Raw genomic sequence first — 16,309 nt, forward strand, 5'->3', positions numbered from 1 at the left:
TGTCATTTTTTATGCTTCTCTTACGCTTAAGCGCGCTCTAGAGCAGTGCCACTTTCCATAGTATTAGCACTATAATTATCCGTGCCGTATTCTCGGCGTTTTTTAGCAAAGAAGCGCTCGAGGCGATCCATAGCATCTTCTAAATCGTGCAGGTTGGGCAAAAAGACTACACGGAAATGATCCGGAGCATCCCAGTTAAAGCCTGTTCCTTGTACCATCAATACCTTTTCATCGATTAACAACTCCATCATGAATTTCATATCGTCCTGAATCGGGTAGATGTTGAGGTCAATTTTGGGGAAGCAGTAAAAGGCGCCTTGCGGCATGGTGCAAGAGATACCTTCAATAGCATTCAGACGTTCAATCGCCATAGCGCGCTGCTTATACAGACGGCCTGACTCAGAAGTGAGCGCCTTCATACTTTGGTAGCCGCCCATAGCCGTTTGGATGGCATATTGCGCCGGGACATTGGCACACAGGCGCATAGACGCTAGCATGTCTAAACCTTCAATAAAGTCGCCAGCATGGTCTTTTTTGCCGGATAGCATCAGCCAGCCTGCCCGAAACCCTGCGATACGATGCGATTTGGACAAGCCATTATAAGTGAGCACTAAGACATCGTCCGTCAGCGTACACATTGGGGTATGGGTCACCTCATCATATAAAACCCGGTCGTAAATCTCATCTGCCATAATGACTAGATTGTGTTGCTTGGCGAGGGCAATGATTTCACGCAAGATGGCGTCAGAATAAAGCGCGCCGGTCGGATTGTTGGGATTAATGACTACAATTCCTTTGGTTTTAGGCGTGATTTTAGACTTAATATCTGCAATATCGGGCTGCCAATTGTCGTCTTCATTACAGCGATAATGGACCGCTGAGCCGCCTGCAAGGTTCGCCGCTGCCGTCCATAAAGGATAATCAGGCATAGGAATCAGCACTTCGTCACCGTCATTCATCAGCGCTTGCATGGTCATGACAATTAGCTCAGACACGCCATTGCCCAAATACACATCGCGCACGTCTACAGCAGAGAGTAGGCCTTTGCCCTGATAGTACTGCAACACGGCTTTACGGGCAGAAAAAATCCCTTGTGAGTCTGAGTAGCCAATAGATTCTGGTAGATTTAAGGCGACATCGCGTAGGATTTCATGCGGCGCTTCTAGACCAAAAGGAGCGGGGTTGCCGACGTTGAGCTTCAGAATACGCTGGCCTTCGGCTTCCATTTTCGTGGCCGTTTTTAGGAGAGGGCCACGAATGTCATAACAGACGTTTTGTAATTTGTCAGATTTTTTTAGAGTATGCATAACGGGATCACTTTTATTAGTCATAGAAGAGGGGAGATCATTAGCAGGGTCGTCAGAAGAGACTACCCCAGAGTGGGTTGAAACAACATTTTTAGCCGTAGCAGTATTAGCGTCACCAGCCCTAGTCTCTGGGTGGACTGTAGCCTCTGTATTGGTTACTGCTGCTAACTCACCACGCAGTAAAAACCCTTCGCTACAATCTAGTATTCGCGCCAAAGTGGGCAGTTTTGAAGAGACAATACCATTGATACCACGCTCCCAATTAGAGATAGCACCGCGACTCGCTTTGGCTCCAGCTTCTGTCATGGCGGTAGCCAGTTGTTCTGCTGTTAGGCCTTTGGCTTTACGCAGCTTATTCAAGCGCTTACCTTGTGCCTTGTAATCAGGAGTGGAAGTCATATACGGTCCATTAGCTAATGAGAGAGCAGTTATTAGTCACCTAATGCAAGATATTATTGCATCATAAATTATCTTGCAAGTTAAATTATAAATAAGCTACAAATCTAATTTTATCGTTTATAAAATGCAAGTTTTTCTTGCATAAATAGGTCATAACGCACCTCCTTTAGTTATTTCCTAATAACTAATGGTAAAAATAACCTATATTTTGCGTGGCAGTGTAAAGAGATTTATGGAGCAAAATACGGTATAAAAATGGGGATAGATAAGTGGGGTTAATTAGAGTGTTAACCTTATAGCCATTAGCTTTCATTAACATTTATCAAAAGGTGATAGCGGCGTTTTTGTATTATTCTAGAGCTATAGATTTGAGGGTTAATCCTCCAATATCCATTTTCTTAAAATTATAGGTAACATTATGCAAGATAGAGAATTAAGCAAAGAAGAAATCGCCCAATTGACCGATGCTGATTGGCGTGCGCGCTTAAGCGACGAAGAGTATCGTGTGCTAAGAGAGAAAGGTACCGAGCGAGCTTTCGCTGGCGACTATACTGACACTGAAGATAAAGGCGTCTATCGTTGCAAAGGCTGCGGTGCCAAGCTATTTACTTCAGACAATAAGTTTCATTCGGGCTGTGGTTGGCCGAGTTTTGATAAAACCGTCTTTGATGGTGCCATTAACGAGCATTTAGACACTTCACATGGTATGCGCCGCGTTGAGGTCACTTGTAGCAATTGTGATGCTCATTTAGGCCACGTCTTCCCTGATGGTCCGCAAGATACTACCGGCATGCGTTATTGCATCAACTCTATTGCATTAGATTTAGAGCCTAGCAGCGACGACTAGTTCATGACTATTTACTGGCTAGTTTTCAATAACGACTCTTATATAACAACGGCTAAATAACAATTCTTAAATAACAACAACGACTCAAGGATAGCACTATGACCGGTATTTATGATTTTCAAGTTGAGACCCTCAATGGCGATATACAAGACTTTGCGGAGTACCAAGGTAAAGCACTGCTAATCGTCAACACGGCCAGCAAGTGTGGTTTTACCCCGCAGTACGAAGGCTTAGAGAAGCTTTATCAACAGTATAAAGATCAAGGTTTAGTCGTGATTGGCTTTCCGTGTAATCAGTTTGGTAGTCAAGAGCCTGGCGATGCCGACGATATCGGTTCATTCTGTCAAAAAAACTACGGCGTGACCTTTCCTATGATGGCGAAAGTCGATGTGAATGGTAAAGACACGCACCCTGTCTATGAATGGCTTAAAAAGCAACAAGGTGGGTTTTTGACTGACGGTATCAAGTGGAACTTTACTAAATTTTTGCTTAATAAAGATGGTCAGGTGGTGGACCGTTATGCCTCGACTACGAAGCCAGAAGCGCTGCAAGCGGATATTGAAAAGCTACTATAGTCGTTATCCTATCTAACTATTGCACGGTTTTAACCGTTTAATATTCATTACTGAGCGGTTATCTTTTGGCGATAAAAGGTCTATATAGTTACTAGCCCTATCAAGAACCCTTTCATAATTGGAAGGGTTTTTTGTTTTTTATGCATTAATTGCCATAGCTTCCAGTGTCGTAATAGATAAGAGTAATCCCTTATATCGACGATATGACGCAGCCCATCATAAAGCCCCTAATATTAGACCAATAGTTTTACTGCAGTGTTATTGTTTAATTCAGTGTTTAATAAATTTTAATAAATATGAACAACGCTTAATAACGCTTAATAACTGCAATGACTATTATTTGGGGGCCGTATGTCTATTCGGACGTCTATTAATAAACGCTCTATACTTTTTGCCTTTACCTTAATTCTACCCGTGACCGCCTTTGCAGCTGGGCAAGAGCCTACCGTCAGCTCCGTTGACCATATCAGCTGGCAGGACCAAGTCGCCATAGACCCACAGACCTTATTGGCCCAACCTATACCGCCCAATAAGGTGAGTCTGTTCTTTATTCGCGAAACTGACCTAGATAATAGTCAAACCAGTGTCAATCTGGCTATCAACGGTGACTATCAAGGCAGTCTACAACCTGGTGGCTATACGCAAGTCTATACCTGCGCCGGCACGACTCAGATTAGCGCGGTCACCACCTCACAAAAAACCAATGACTTACTCAAAAATGCTATGGCGTTAACGCTACCGGCACAGCAGAGCTATTTCTTTTATATCGAAGTGGATGAGCAAGAGCGCATTAGCTTACAGCAGGTAAATCCTGAGTCGGTTAGCTCGCTCATGACCGATAAACGCTATCAGCAGCATCAAATCAGCCGGGTCACTCCTACTTGCACCGCTGCGACCCCAGTCCCGTCTCCTACAGTGCCTCCTGTACTTGAAGAAGAGGTTAGTATTGAGATGCGGGTGTTTTTTGATACCGACAAAGCCATTATTCAACCCCAATACTTTAGCAGAGTCTCTGATGTCGCGGCGTTTATGGCAGAGCATGGCAATACTAGCACCATCATTGAAGGTCATACCGACAGTACGGCCAGTGATGCTTATAACCAAAAGCTCTCGGAGCGGCGTGCGCAGGCGGTGCAAACCTTGCTCGTCAATCAATACGGTGTGGACCCGAGTCGCATAACGACCATCGGCTATGGAGAGTCAAAACCTGTGGCGAGTAATGCTACTAAAGAGGGGCGACAGCTGAATAGAAGAGTCATCGCGGTAGTCGGACCACAATAGATAAGACGCAGCCAATAAATCTCAGGACGAGGGAAGCAGTATGAAAGCGATTATTGTAAAAGTTCAGAATACTCAAGCGACTATTAATACTGAGACGGTAATGCTAGGTGAAAATCAGCCTACGGTTATTACAGCGGGTAGAGGGGTCAATTATGAGTTACTCGAGCAGAGCTCAGGTCATGCTCCTGATCATATCATTACTAAACGGGTTGCAGATGATCTGCACGTTTCTTTTGCCGAAGACGGCGCCACGCCCAATTTAATCCTGCAAGATTTTTATAGTAATGCTGAGCAAGCCCTTATGGGGATGGCAGAAGATGGCCATTATTACTATTACATCCCAGATACCGCAGAGGTGGCTGACTATGTGACGCAGTTGGCGCCAGGTGATATAGAAGGTCAAGCGCTAGGTGGCCCTGCACAGATGTCCCCTTGGTGGGTGGGTCAAAGCGAGGAGGGTTTTACTATTTTACCTTGGCTGATAGGTCTAGCAGGACTGGGGTTGGTAGCAACGGCTCTCGCCGATGATGACGATAAGGATGATGAGGGTACGCCGGATAAACCGGAAATCCCTAAGCCAGTCCTAACGGCGGAAGAAGATGGCAGTGTGACTGTGAAGCCCACAGAAGAAGGTAATGCCACAGCGATTACTTATATCAATGAAGAGGTGAATGAGCAGACCGTCACCTTTACCCAAAATCCAGAGAACGGAAAATGGCTAGATAATAATCCTGAGGATAATGTGACGATTAACCCAGAAACGGGCACAGTGACTATTCCTGCCAATGAGGTGAAAGATGGCTCAGAGGTGACCGCAACGCAGACTACTCCAGCAGGAGAAAGCGAGCCTGCTACCGCTATAGCCGGCGCTGATATCCCACAAGCGCCCGCCATTAGTTTTGCCGAAGCAGGACCAGACGGTATTTATAATGCAGAAGAGGTCGGTGAAGATGGGACTATCACAGCTACGATCACTGTGCCTGAGGATACAGAGGTAGGCGATGTCCTGACTATCAACGGTACTGATTATCCTGTGACCGAAGACGTAATAGCTAATGGTCAAACGGTTGCTATTGCCCCGGCTACAGAGGTGGTCGCTAGCATCACTAGCGCTGCTGGTAAAAAGGGGCCCGATGCGAAAGACACTGCCCCCGAGGCAGACATTACGCCACCTGATGCCCCAACGATTGCCTTTGAATCTACTGGTGATGATGCTATTTATAATAAGGTTGAAGTCGGTGACGATGGTACGATTACAGCCACGGTGACTGTGCTGGACGGTACGGAAGTAGGTGATATCCTAACTATCAATGGGACAGAATACCCAGTGACTCAAGCCGTCTTAGAGGGTGGTCAAGCTATTGAGATTGCGCCGGATACCGTAGTGACCGCCAGTATTAGGGATGTAGCTGGTAATTCAGGGTCTGATGCGACAGCCACGGCCCCTGCAGCCGAGACCGAAATTTCACCCGCCCTGATAGTCGATAGCCTAATAGTGCCAGACATTCCAGAAACTGCTGATGGTGGGGTGGTGATAAACCCACCAGACGATACCGATTTAACCACTATGCAAGTTTCTTATTATGACGAAACTAGTGAGACGGGCGAGCTGAATACCTTTACTTTGACTCGAGTAGATACTGATAACGATGGCATTGCCGATCAATGGCAACAGGCTGCTAGCCCTGATACACCGACGGGCAGCTTACAGAGCGGGGTAAGTTTTGATGCGGAGACGGGGTCAGTTGCTCTAGTGCCCAATCGAGTTAGAGGCGAATCTGTAGTCACGGTCACTCTAACCGACGCAGCCGGTAACCAATCGATAGCTACTCATGACGCACTCGATGATAGACCCTCTAGAATTCAATATATTGAGAACAATACCAACGTGGGTTTGATTGGCAACGTGATAGTAGAGGACGAGCTAAAACCAGAAGTCGCCGAGGTGGTGTTTAATGAGAGCGGCACTGTGGTCAGTAGCGATGGTTGGTTCCGGTTAGAGCAGGACCCTGAGACTAATAATACGCTGCTTTACTTAACAGAGGCAGGCAAACTCAGTGAGGCAAATGATTTTGAAGAGGGTAGTGCCCAGCATAACTATGAGATAAGAGCGCAAGATGCTCAAGGTAATCAGCTGTATACCACCTCGCTTGAATTGACCGAAGAAAACGCTCGTGACGTATACTCTGTTGTCACACAAAACGTGGTAGAAAACGACACTGAGCAAGTGGCCTTTACCGTCACGCTCACGGATGCTCTGGAAAAAGACACCCGATTACACCTGACCCTTAGCGATGACTCGGTAGCGGATAAGCTAGATTATGACTTCTTAACCTTCAGTGAAGGGGTGTCTTATGACAAAGTTAATGGCGTGATATTTGTCCCCAAAGAGGTCACGACCTTCACGATTAGTGTACAGCCTATTAGCGATGGTTTGAGCGAAGGGGAGGAGCCGCTAGTCTTTACTATTGCCGATGCTGACTATGCCACGTCTATTTTAGACAGCGCGCCAACTAGCGCTTTGAACAGCTCGGTAGATAACGAAGTGTCCTTAGAAAACAGTCGTTTAGCATTACCAGGTACTGTCGCAAGTACACTGTATACTAACGCTTCTCTTATAGATGCTCAGGCTATAGATGCTGAATCTATGGATGCTCAAGCGACAGACAGCCACTCTATAAACGCTGCAGTTTCTACTAATAACTCCTCGATAAATGGTTACGAGCCGGTGACCATCCAAAGCTATCGCGTGTTAGATGAAAATCTAAATGCTAATGAAACGACAACGTTAGAGCTGGGCTATTCGTCACCAGTAGTGGGGCTTGAGCTAGATGACTTCCGTCTAGAAGGGGTTGAGCTAAGTGATTTGCAAACCTCAGATGGGGGTAAGAGTTGGACCGCCACCGTAACGCCGTTAGCAGGCTTTAAAGGCAGTGGACAGATTTTAGTCAATGGAGACGGCTACTTTGACGCCAATGATTACTCTCCAGGGGTAACCCGAACTTTAGAGCTAGCTGTGGATACTATAGAGACGCCCTCGCCAGAAATCACTTTTGCAGAGCCAGGGGCAGATGGCATCTATAATCTAGCTGAGGTAGGCGACGACGGTACTATTACTGCCAATATCAGTGTGCCGCCCGGTACCCTGACAGGACAGACATTGACAGTAAATGGTGAGGATTATCCAGTGACTTTAGCTATCCGTGATAATGGTCTCAATATAGAGGTTCTACCGGGTGAAGAGATAACCGCTAGCCTGACAGATAGGTTGGGCAATCAAAGTCCGCAGACCACAGCAACGGCTGCTACAGCGGATACTGATGCGCCAGCTGCCCCAACTATTGGCTTCGAATCTACGGGTGATGATGCTATTTATAATGCTGAAGAAGTCGGCGATGATGGCACTATTACCGCCACGGTGACCGTACCAGAGGGGACTGAAATTGGGGATAAGTTAACTATCAATGGCATTGATTATGCAGTCACCCAAGATGTTATTGATAATGGTCAAGACCTTGAAATTACTCCCGATACGGAAGTAATCGCTAATATTACCGATATGGCGGGTAACCCAGGGCCTATAGCCGATGACACCGCGCCAGTAGCCGATACGAGAGGGCCAAATTCTTGCACTACAAAGTTAGTGATTGATGCTATTACTGAAGACAATATCATTAATACTATAGAGCTCACCGAGACTATTAACATCACAGGCACAGTATCTGGAGAGTTTACGCAAGGCGACCAAGTGACTCTAGCCATCAATGATATAGACTATATGATGACGTTAGATACTAATGGTCTTTTCGGTGTTGAGGTCTTGGGACTAGAGCTAGGCACCGATGCGGATACCCGTGTGGTAGGTACTGCGAACGTCACGGATGCTGCGGGTAACCAAGGCACCATTACGAAAGTACAAGACTATACGTTGCAACTTGATGCTGATGCTATTGCCCCAACCAGTAAAATGGCTAGCGATATACATTACGAGGACTTGGTAGAGGACAGTTCACGTGACGGAGCATTATTCATCGACAGTAATAGTGATAATAGCGTCGCTAGTAATGTCGCTAGTAACTTTGAGACCTCGACTAGCTCGCAGTTAATCTCTGCGAATACCGGCAGCCCCCTTAACCATAATCTTGATATAGAGCAGGGTGGGGGCGTTATTTAACATTCAATCAGCCAGTCTATATGTGATAACAGGCCTTTGGTTACCTGAAGGTCTTTTATCTGCCGCTGAATTGGCTAAGAATAGTCAGTCCACTCAAGATTTGACACAGAGTCAGTGGTATAAGTTTGCGCCTGCCTCAGTCATATAATGACTTCTAACCAGAAAATTTATATCAGTGACTCGCTAAGTATCAGTTTTAAACAGGACTGACTATATAGGGTAAAACAGGTTATGTAGGGTAAAACAGGTCATTTTTAGCTTTATAACGTTTATATTCAAAAATATTGATAAAAAGTGCAAAAAGGGTTTGACAGCCTAAGTTAAATCTATATAATACACACCCACAGAGCGAGACCTTGGTTAGTATTTACAGGGGTTTCGGTTAGAAGGCCTAAGTAAGATGTGACAGTTTTTACTTAGAAATTCTAGAAAATTACCTTTAAGGAATTTTCTCTTGCAGTAGAAGTTATACCTCATTGTAGGTATTGAGCTTTTAGAATTTGCGGATAAGCAAATTCTCTTGCGCTCGGACGAAGCAGTGCTTCGTTGGCTCCTCGCTCAGGGTGATTAGCTCAGTTGGTAGAGCGTCTGCCTTACACGCAGAATGTCGGCGGTTCGAGCCCGTCATCACCCACCACATATTAGCCCGTGGGTCCTATTGATACGGACAAAAGCTAAGACGACCTAAGCAGCGGTAGTTCAGTTGGTTAGAATACCGGCCTGTCACGCCGGGGGTCGCGGGTTCGAGTCCCGTCCGCTGCGCCATATTTAAAACGAATTTAGACGTTAAGTCTGAGCAAGTTTCGCCCCATGTATTAGTTTACTTGGGGTTTTTTTGTGTCTGTAGTATTTTTTAAATTATTGATTTATAAAGTTTTAATTTTAAAAGTCTATTATCACTCTACAGGCATTTTACTCTCTCTTAGCTCATTAGACAGTAATCTATCAGCAGAGAAACTGGTATAAGAAAATCGATGACCAAAGCCTTGGTGACCAAACGGTGACCATTTCGTGACCAAGGTTGTTAAAGTTTAATGATATTTTCCCTAGCCATAACCATTTCATTTTGAACTGGCTCTACACAAAAAACCTGTTAAAGCTATGTTTGTCATAGATAAAACAGGTTTTTATTTTTTAGGACGTTCCTAGCTAGCTGGGCTAGGTTTGTAGTTTACGCACTCAGCTATTCATAGTTTTGGTTAAAAATAACTGAAAGCTCATTTGCAGCCTCTTGCATGAGAGGTAGATAACTGAGTAAATCATCTATACTTTTTCTAACCGTTGGTCCATGGGTAAATAAGGTAGCAAAGGCTGGTTGATCATTATTCGGAATCATGACCGCACAAGCTACCATGCCTGGAATAAATTCCTCATTATCTATTCCTATTTTAGTTTTGCGAGTCTTAGCAATCGTTTGCATAAGTTGTTTTTTATCGGTTTGCGTATTAGTAGTCAGCGCATGTATCGACATCTTTTCAACGATGCGTTCGCAGGTCTCAACCGATAACTGTGATAACAATAACTTGCCACTGGCACTGGCCCAGGCAGGTATATGCGTGCCAGAAGGCAAAAATATTTGCAGAGGCCAATCTGACATGACTCGATCGATATAAACCACATCTAAGTCTTTTAAAATCGCAATACCTACCGTCTCTCCTATTTTCGCTGACAGCTCATTCAGTATCGCTAATCTTTCATTTTTTAAGTCACTGTTTTGCAATAACTTCATGGCCAGTTGGTACGTGCGTTTTCCGCAGCTTACTTTCCCAGGCAAATCTAATTGTACGAACCCAAGACCATGCAGTTGGTCTAGCAGCCGATACATACTGGGTATGGGCACTTCTAATGCTTCTGCTAAATCACTGACACTCATTGGTCTTTGTGAGAGAGCGAGAGCTTCTATTATCTGCAAAACACGCTCAACGCTTGAACCCTTCTTTTTAGTAGTACTCATTATTACTTGATACCTCTAGCGCAATCGCTACGAATAAATTTATTTATTATAACGATAATTTTTATGCGGTTGCGTCTTGTTATTATAAAATTACTCTGATATATTTAAATAACGATAAGATTTTTATCGTTATATGAAATTATTCCCCAAGTGCTATTCACTGATGTGGATAGTCCGCTCTACGATTGAGCTGCTAACTAAGCTTCTATCTGGAGTCATCAATTCAAGGATGAATCACTATGTCACACAGTATCCTTCTACCAAGAACTATGGAGATTGGACGTGATGCTTGCCAAAAGCTACCGCAAATACTAGAAAGTTTAGGGGTAAAAAAACCACTTATTATCACTGATGAGATGATGGTTAAACTTGGCTATGTCGATGATATAAAGGCTGTTTTAAAAGACGCGCAAATTAATGTTGACGTGTTTTCTGATACGGTACCAGAACCCACTGAAAGCTCTATTAGTGCAGGCGTTGCCCAAGTAAAAGCTCAGGATTACGATGGTCTAATTGCATTAGGTGGTGGCAGTCCTATCGATAGTGCTAAAGCTATTTCAATTTTGGGTAAGTTTGGCGGTGTTATCCGTGACTATAAGTTTCCTCGCCAAGTGGATGAGACGGGTCTACCCATTATCGCTATACCGACCACCGCTGGTACAGGTTCGGAAGTGACACGTTTCACAATCATTACTGATGAAGCCAATAACGAAAAGCTGTTGTGTGTTGGGATGGGATTCATGCCTATCGCAGCTATTATCGATTACAGTTTCACTATCAGCGTACCGCCACGTACGACAGCAGATACGGGCATCGATGCAATGACTCATGCTATTGAAGCGTACATCAGCCCCAAACGTAATGCTTACAGTGACCAACAAGCCCTAGCAGCCTTACGATTAATTGGCCCCAATCTGCAAACCGCTTATCACGATGGTAAAGATGTAGCCGCCCGTGAGGCTATGATGCTCGGCTCTACATTAGCAGGTATTGCATTCTGCAACTCCTCTGTAGCCCTAGTACATGGTATGAGCCGTCCAATTGGTGCCTTTTTTCATGTTCCGCATGGTTTATCGAATGCCATGTTACTACCTACCATTACCGAATTCGGCATATCAAGTGCACCCGACCGTTATGCTGACTGCGCGCGTGCCTTAGGGTTATCGGATTACAGCGAAACAGATGAGCAAGCAAATAACCGTTTGTTGAGCTATCTAAAAACCCTGAATAAAGAATTAAAGGTTCCCACACTAGCTGAATTTGGCGTACAAAAATCTGATTTTGATGCACTCATCGATACTATGTGTGAACAAGCTTTCGCATCAGGTTCTCCTAATAACAACCCTCGAATACCTACTCTAGAAGAGATGATTCAGCTTTATAGCTTACTGTGGGACGACAGTAGTGAAGTGGGCTGCGAACCAAGCTGAAGCCTTCATCTTTTATATCAAGCCACTTCTTATTTAATTTACTAAGGAAAGTATTATGCAAACTATCGGCCATTTTATTAACGGCAACATGGTAAGTGATGAAAGCCAAACTCAAGCAGTTTATAACCCATCAACGGGCGACATCAGCAAACACGTCGCTTTGGGTGGTGAAAAAACTATCGCTGAGGCAGTCGCTGCTGCTAAAGCTGCTTTTCCAGCGTGGAGCAAAACGCCTCCGATGAAACGCGCTAGAGTCATGTTTAAATTCAAAGAGCTATTAGAGCAAAATGCTGATGAGATTTGCAGACTCATTGGCGAGGAGCATGGAAAAATTGTTCATGATGCTGCAGGTGAACTACAGCGCGGTATCGAGAATGTTGAGTATGCTTGCGGTGCTCCTGAACTACTGAAAGGCGAACACAGTCGCAATGCGGGTCCCAATATCGACTCGTGGAGTGAGTTTCATCCTCTAGGAGTTGTAGCGGGAATTACTCCCTTTAACTTCCCTGTGATGGTGCCGCTTTGGATGTTTCCAATGGCGATAGTATGTGGGAATACCTTTGTTTTAAAGCCTTCCGAACGTGATCCAAGTGCCACACTATTCATTGCCCAGCTCTTACAGCAAGCTGGCGTACCTGATGGTGTTATCAATGTAGTAAATGGTGGCAAAGAAGCGGTCGATGCCATCCTCCATCATCCAGATGTCAAGGCTGTCAGCTTTGTAGGTTCGACCCCTATTGCTGAATATATCTATACGACAGCAGCCGCACAAGGTAAGCGTTGCCAGGCTTTAGGCGGTGCAAAGAATCATGCGATTGTCATGCCTGATGCGGACTTAGACAATGTGGTCACTTCATTATTAGGGGCAGCTTTCGGCTCATCAGGAGAGCGTTGTATGGCTCTGTCTGTTGCAGTAGCAGTAGGTGATGAGACTGCTGACAAGATGATTGCTGCACTAAAGCCTGCAATTAAAGAGCTAAAAATAGGCAATCACTCAGATAAAAACAATGACTTTGGTCCTGTTATTACTGAAGCACATAAATCCAAAATATTACAGCATATTAAAAGTGCTGCCGATCAAGGTGCGGAACTGGTTATCGATGGCTCTGATGCGGCACCAGGAGGCCATGAAAACGGATTCTTCGTTGGGCCTACTTTGATTGATCGTGTCACCAAAGATATGCACAGTTACGAAGCAGAAATTTTTGGTCCTGTGCTACAGGTTATGCGTGTGCAGACCATGGCCGAAGCGGTACAACTTATCAACGACCATGAATACGGTAATGGCACTTGTATCTATACAAGAGACGGTGAAGCGGCTCGTTACTTTATCGATAACATCGAAGTAGGGATGGTTGGGGTCAATATCCCGCTACCCGTTCCTATCGCATCACAAAGCTTTGGTGGCTGGAAAAGATCATTATTTGGTGACTTAGCCATGTATGGACCAGATGGTGTGAGATTCTTTACACGCCGTAAAACTGTTACACAAAGATGGCCTAGCGCTGTGTCAAGAGAAGAGAAGCAGTTCTCAATGCCAACGTAACACTCTGCTTTTCACGAACACACTTTTTATAAGCAGCTCCTTTCTAGGATTTGTGCAATAGAACCCGATTACACGGTATCGAATACTGCCATGCATACCTCGATACCGTGTAATTGATCCGTTTATATTTCGGACTCAGATATAAATGTGAAGGGAGGCTCATTATATTCGATAGCTACATCTATGCTGTCGCCTCTCATTCAAATCTAATTTTTCATAGTGTTACGATAAAATTCTAAGGATGGATAGCTATGCGAGAAAATTTTGGATTACCGCTAACAGGTGTCAAAGTCATCGACTTTGGTCAATATATTGCTGGTCCTGCTGTAGGCATGATGCTGGGTGACTTAGGTGCAACCGTAGTTCACGTGGATCCACCCTCAGGTCCCAAGTGGGATAGTCCAGCTAACGCTGTATTAAACCGCAATAAACTAATGCTAAAGCTCGACCTTAAAACTGCTGAAGGCTTGGCACAGGCTAAAAAGTTAATATTAGAAAGCGATATCGTTATCGAAGGCTTTCGCCCCGGAAAAATGGCAGAAATGGGATTAGATTTGGTCGCATTACGGGCCGAACATCCGCAGCTGATTACTCTGTCAATCCCTGGATTTGCATCAACTGATGAAAAACGCCGTGAGCTACGCGCCTACGAAAGTATTGTATCAGCGAGTTCAGGTGTCTTCACTGATATGGGTTTAAACCGCGTATTAATGGGTATTAATCCATCATTCTCCCCTCTACCACTGCCTTCTGCGTATGGCGCAATGTTGGCAGGTTCTTCTGTAGTTTTTGCTCTACAAGCTCGCGAAAAAAGTGGCGTTGGGGATGCTATTGAAGTGCCTCTTGCCGCTGCTGTGATGGAAGGCCTCTGCTACAACTCAATAGAGATTGCAAATTTACCTAAACGTTATTTGACCCAACGTGAAGTTGAAATCCAACGCCGTCGCGTTGAAGGTATTCCAATGAATATGGACTACGAAGAATTGCAAGAGTTGCTGGATCCTTTTTACCGCAGTTATATGTGTAAAGACGGCCGTATGTTTTACGTGGTCTGTCCCAGTCACAAACATCATGCTAAGCGTTGCTTAGAAGTACTAGGGTTATACGATGAATTGATTGAGGAAGGACTGACAGAAGAGGAAAACACTTATTTACCTTCTAGTCAATGGCAGTCGGATACATCGCTAGGTGTTTATCCCATGCCAAAATTTTGGGCCGATCGTATTGCTGAGAAAATGAAAGTAGCTTTTTTAAAGCGTACTTCAAAAGAGTGGCAAAAGATTTTTGGGAGACGTGGTATTCCTGGCGCACCGCAGCGCTGGTTACAGGAATGGATTCATGATGATCATGCTGAAACTGCAGGACTAATGATTGAAGTCGAAGATACCACTTATGGCAAGATGATTCAGCCAGGCCCGATTGTTTGGTTAGAAGAATGTGGTGAGCTCATGTTGCACCCGCAACCACCGCAACCTATTGACTTTGATAGTGTATTAACCCGTTTGAAAAATATTGAAACTAAATTACCTGCCGTCAGCACTACGAATAAACAGCGTGGTTGGCTAGAAGGTATCAGAGTACTTGATCTGTGTAATGTGATTGCTGGGCCGCATTCGGCCTGTTATTTAGCCCGTTTTGGGGCAGAAGTCATCAAGCTTGATCCCGCTACCCCCTTGTACGACAGTTGGAATACCGTCATTTACGGCATGTCGCAAATGGCAGGCAAGCGCTCAATATTGGCTGATATTAGCAAGGGTAAAGGACGCGAAGTATTTGAGAAGTTAGTTCGTTCAGTCGACGTTATTGTTTGGAATGCGACAGACACACAAATTAAGAAAATAGGCTTAGATGCTGAAGGTTTAAAAGCCTTAAATCCTGAGGCTATATTCTGCAAGCTAGATTGTTTTAGTGGTGTGCGTAAAGGTCCCTGTAGTGACTTCATAGGCTATGACGATGTGGTACAGGCGTCTACGGGCATCATGTTGCGTTGCGGAGGAGCTATGGATACTCCTGAAGAACATGCCCACGTTGGTACCATTGATGTCATGTGCGGCTTTGGTGGCGCCATGAGTATTGGCGTGGCTCTATATCAAAAATATCGCACAGGACTTATTGGACGTGGTCGTACTTCATTAGTAGCGAACAGTGCCTTACTGCAAATTCCATATTGCTATGACTTCGAAAAGCGAGGGTTGTTTGATGAGCCTTCAGGACGTCAAGCTAACGGCCATGATGAATTGACGCGCTTTTACTACACTTCGTCAGGGAATTATTTGTTGTTAAGCGCTTATGAAGTCGATGTGAAAAACTTTGACAATGTTGAGGGCTTAGAAGGTTTTAGTCAGTTGGCAAAAGATGAGCGTGCGGCCTTCTTAGCTAATACTTTTCAAAAATATCCTGCTCATGAATTGGTAGAGCGCTTAAACGCTGCTGATATTGCTGCTGTGGTTTGTGATGATATTAATGCCTTACGTGCTGAATACGGTCGTATAGCGGATGGTACACCAGGGACTAATCGTAGCAGCTATTCATTCTCTATTTATGAAAACCATCCAAGTGGCCACAAAGTTATTCAGCTTGATCCCTATGCGGTTCGGCCATTGAATAGCATCGTATATGCGCCTTCTCTACCTGAAAAATTTGGTAAATCAACTCGTCAAATAATGCTAGAGCTCGGCTATAGTGAGGCGGAAATTGAGGCGAGTATTGCCAGTGGCGACTTGAGCGATAGTTGGAGTGATGAGTATTTACCGAGTTAACCACAATGGTTGGGTTCAAGTTAATCAAAGGATTGTG

Annotated in this window: 9 protein-coding genes and 2 tRNA genes; 9 read left to right on the forward strand and 2 right to left on the reverse strand. The window is 44.7% G+C overall.

Going from position 1 to position 16,309, the window contains the following annotated elements; genetic code table 11:
* Window positions 1-26 precede the first annotated feature (26 nt).
* Entirely contained in the window at window positions 27-1,706 is a 1,680-nt protein-coding gene (locus tag ACZ2XM_RS00665; protein ID WP_490588080.1) for an aminotransferase class I/II-fold pyridoxal phosphate-dependent enzyme, read from the reverse strand.
* Between the two features lie 418 nt (window positions 1,707-2,124).
* Between ACZ2XM_RS00665 and msrB the strand changes: the two genes are divergently transcribed.
* The 6 genes from msrB (at window position 2,125) to ACZ2XM_RS00695 (ending at window position 9,348) form a co-directional block, all read left to right on the forward strand.
* Window positions 2,125-2,553: a peptide-methionine (R)-S-oxide reductase MsrB gene (msrB, locus tag ACZ2XM_RS00670; protein WP_490588079.1), complete on the forward strand. Its 429-nt coding sequence runs from the start codon at window positions 2,125-2,127 to the stop codon at window positions 2,551-2,553.
* A 98-nt stretch (window positions 2,554-2,651) separates the two neighbouring features.
* Window positions 2,652-3,128 (forward strand): glutathione peroxidase, encoded by a 477-nt coding sequence (locus ACZ2XM_RS00675; RefSeq protein WP_490588078.1) that lies wholly within the window; start codon window positions 2,652-2,654, stop codon window positions 3,126-3,128.
* A gap of 351 nt (window positions 3,129-3,479) precedes the next feature.
* The gene (locus ACZ2XM_RS00680; protein WP_490588077.1) at window positions 3,480-4,409 is read left to right on the forward strand and encodes an OmpA family protein; all 930 of its coding nucleotides are present in this window, start codon (window positions 3,480-3,482) and stop codon (window positions 4,407-4,409) included.
* 40 nt (window positions 4,410-4,449) lie between these two features.
* Window positions 4,450-8,583 carry an Ig-like domain-containing protein gene (locus ACZ2XM_RS00685; RefSeq protein WP_490588076.1) on the forward strand — a complete coding sequence of 1,378 codons (4,134 nt, stop codon included), beginning with the start codon at window positions 4,450-4,452 and terminating at the stop codon, window positions 8,581-8,583.
* A 561-nt stretch (window positions 8,584-9,144) separates the two neighbouring features.
* Window positions 9,145-9,220 (forward strand) — tRNA-Val (locus tag ACZ2XM_RS00690).
* Window positions 9,221-9,271: 51 nt separating this feature from the next.
* Window positions 9,272-9,348 (forward strand) — tRNA-Asp (locus ACZ2XM_RS00695).
* Between the two features lie 418 nt (window positions 9,349-9,766).
* Here ACZ2XM_RS00695 and ACZ2XM_RS00700 read toward each other — a convergent pair.
* Entirely contained in the window at window positions 9,767-10,537 is a 771-nt protein-coding gene (locus ACZ2XM_RS00700) for an IclR family transcriptional regulator (RefSeq protein WP_490588075.1), read from the reverse strand.
* A 239-nt stretch (window positions 10,538-10,776) separates the two neighbouring features.
* On the opposite strand from ACZ2XM_RS00700, the gene ACZ2XM_RS00705 reads away from it, so the two are divergent.
* The 3 genes from ACZ2XM_RS00705 (at window position 10,777) to ACZ2XM_RS00715 (ending at window position 16,272) form a co-directional block, all read left to right on the forward strand.
* The gene (locus tag ACZ2XM_RS00705; protein WP_490588074.1) at window positions 10,777-11,967 is read left to right on the forward strand and encodes an iron-containing alcohol dehydrogenase; all 1,191 of its coding nucleotides are present in this window, start codon (window positions 10,777-10,779) and stop codon (window positions 11,965-11,967) included.
* Between the two features lie 55 nt (window positions 11,968-12,022).
* Window positions 12,023-13,513 (forward strand): CoA-acylating methylmalonate-semialdehyde dehydrogenase, encoded by a 1,491-nt coding sequence (locus tag ACZ2XM_RS00710; RefSeq protein WP_490588073.1) that lies wholly within the window; start codon window positions 12,023-12,025, stop codon window positions 13,511-13,513.
* Between the two features lie 251 nt (window positions 13,514-13,764).
* Window positions 13,765-16,272, forward strand: coding sequence for a CoA transferase (locus ACZ2XM_RS00715; RefSeq protein WP_490588072.1), 2,508 nt, complete (start codon window positions 13,765-13,767; stop codon window positions 16,270-16,272).
* Window positions 16,273-16,309: the final 37 nt, after the last annotated feature.

The sequence above is a fragment of the Psychrobacter sp. CoH-33_TS_01 genome (assembly GCF_058189395.1).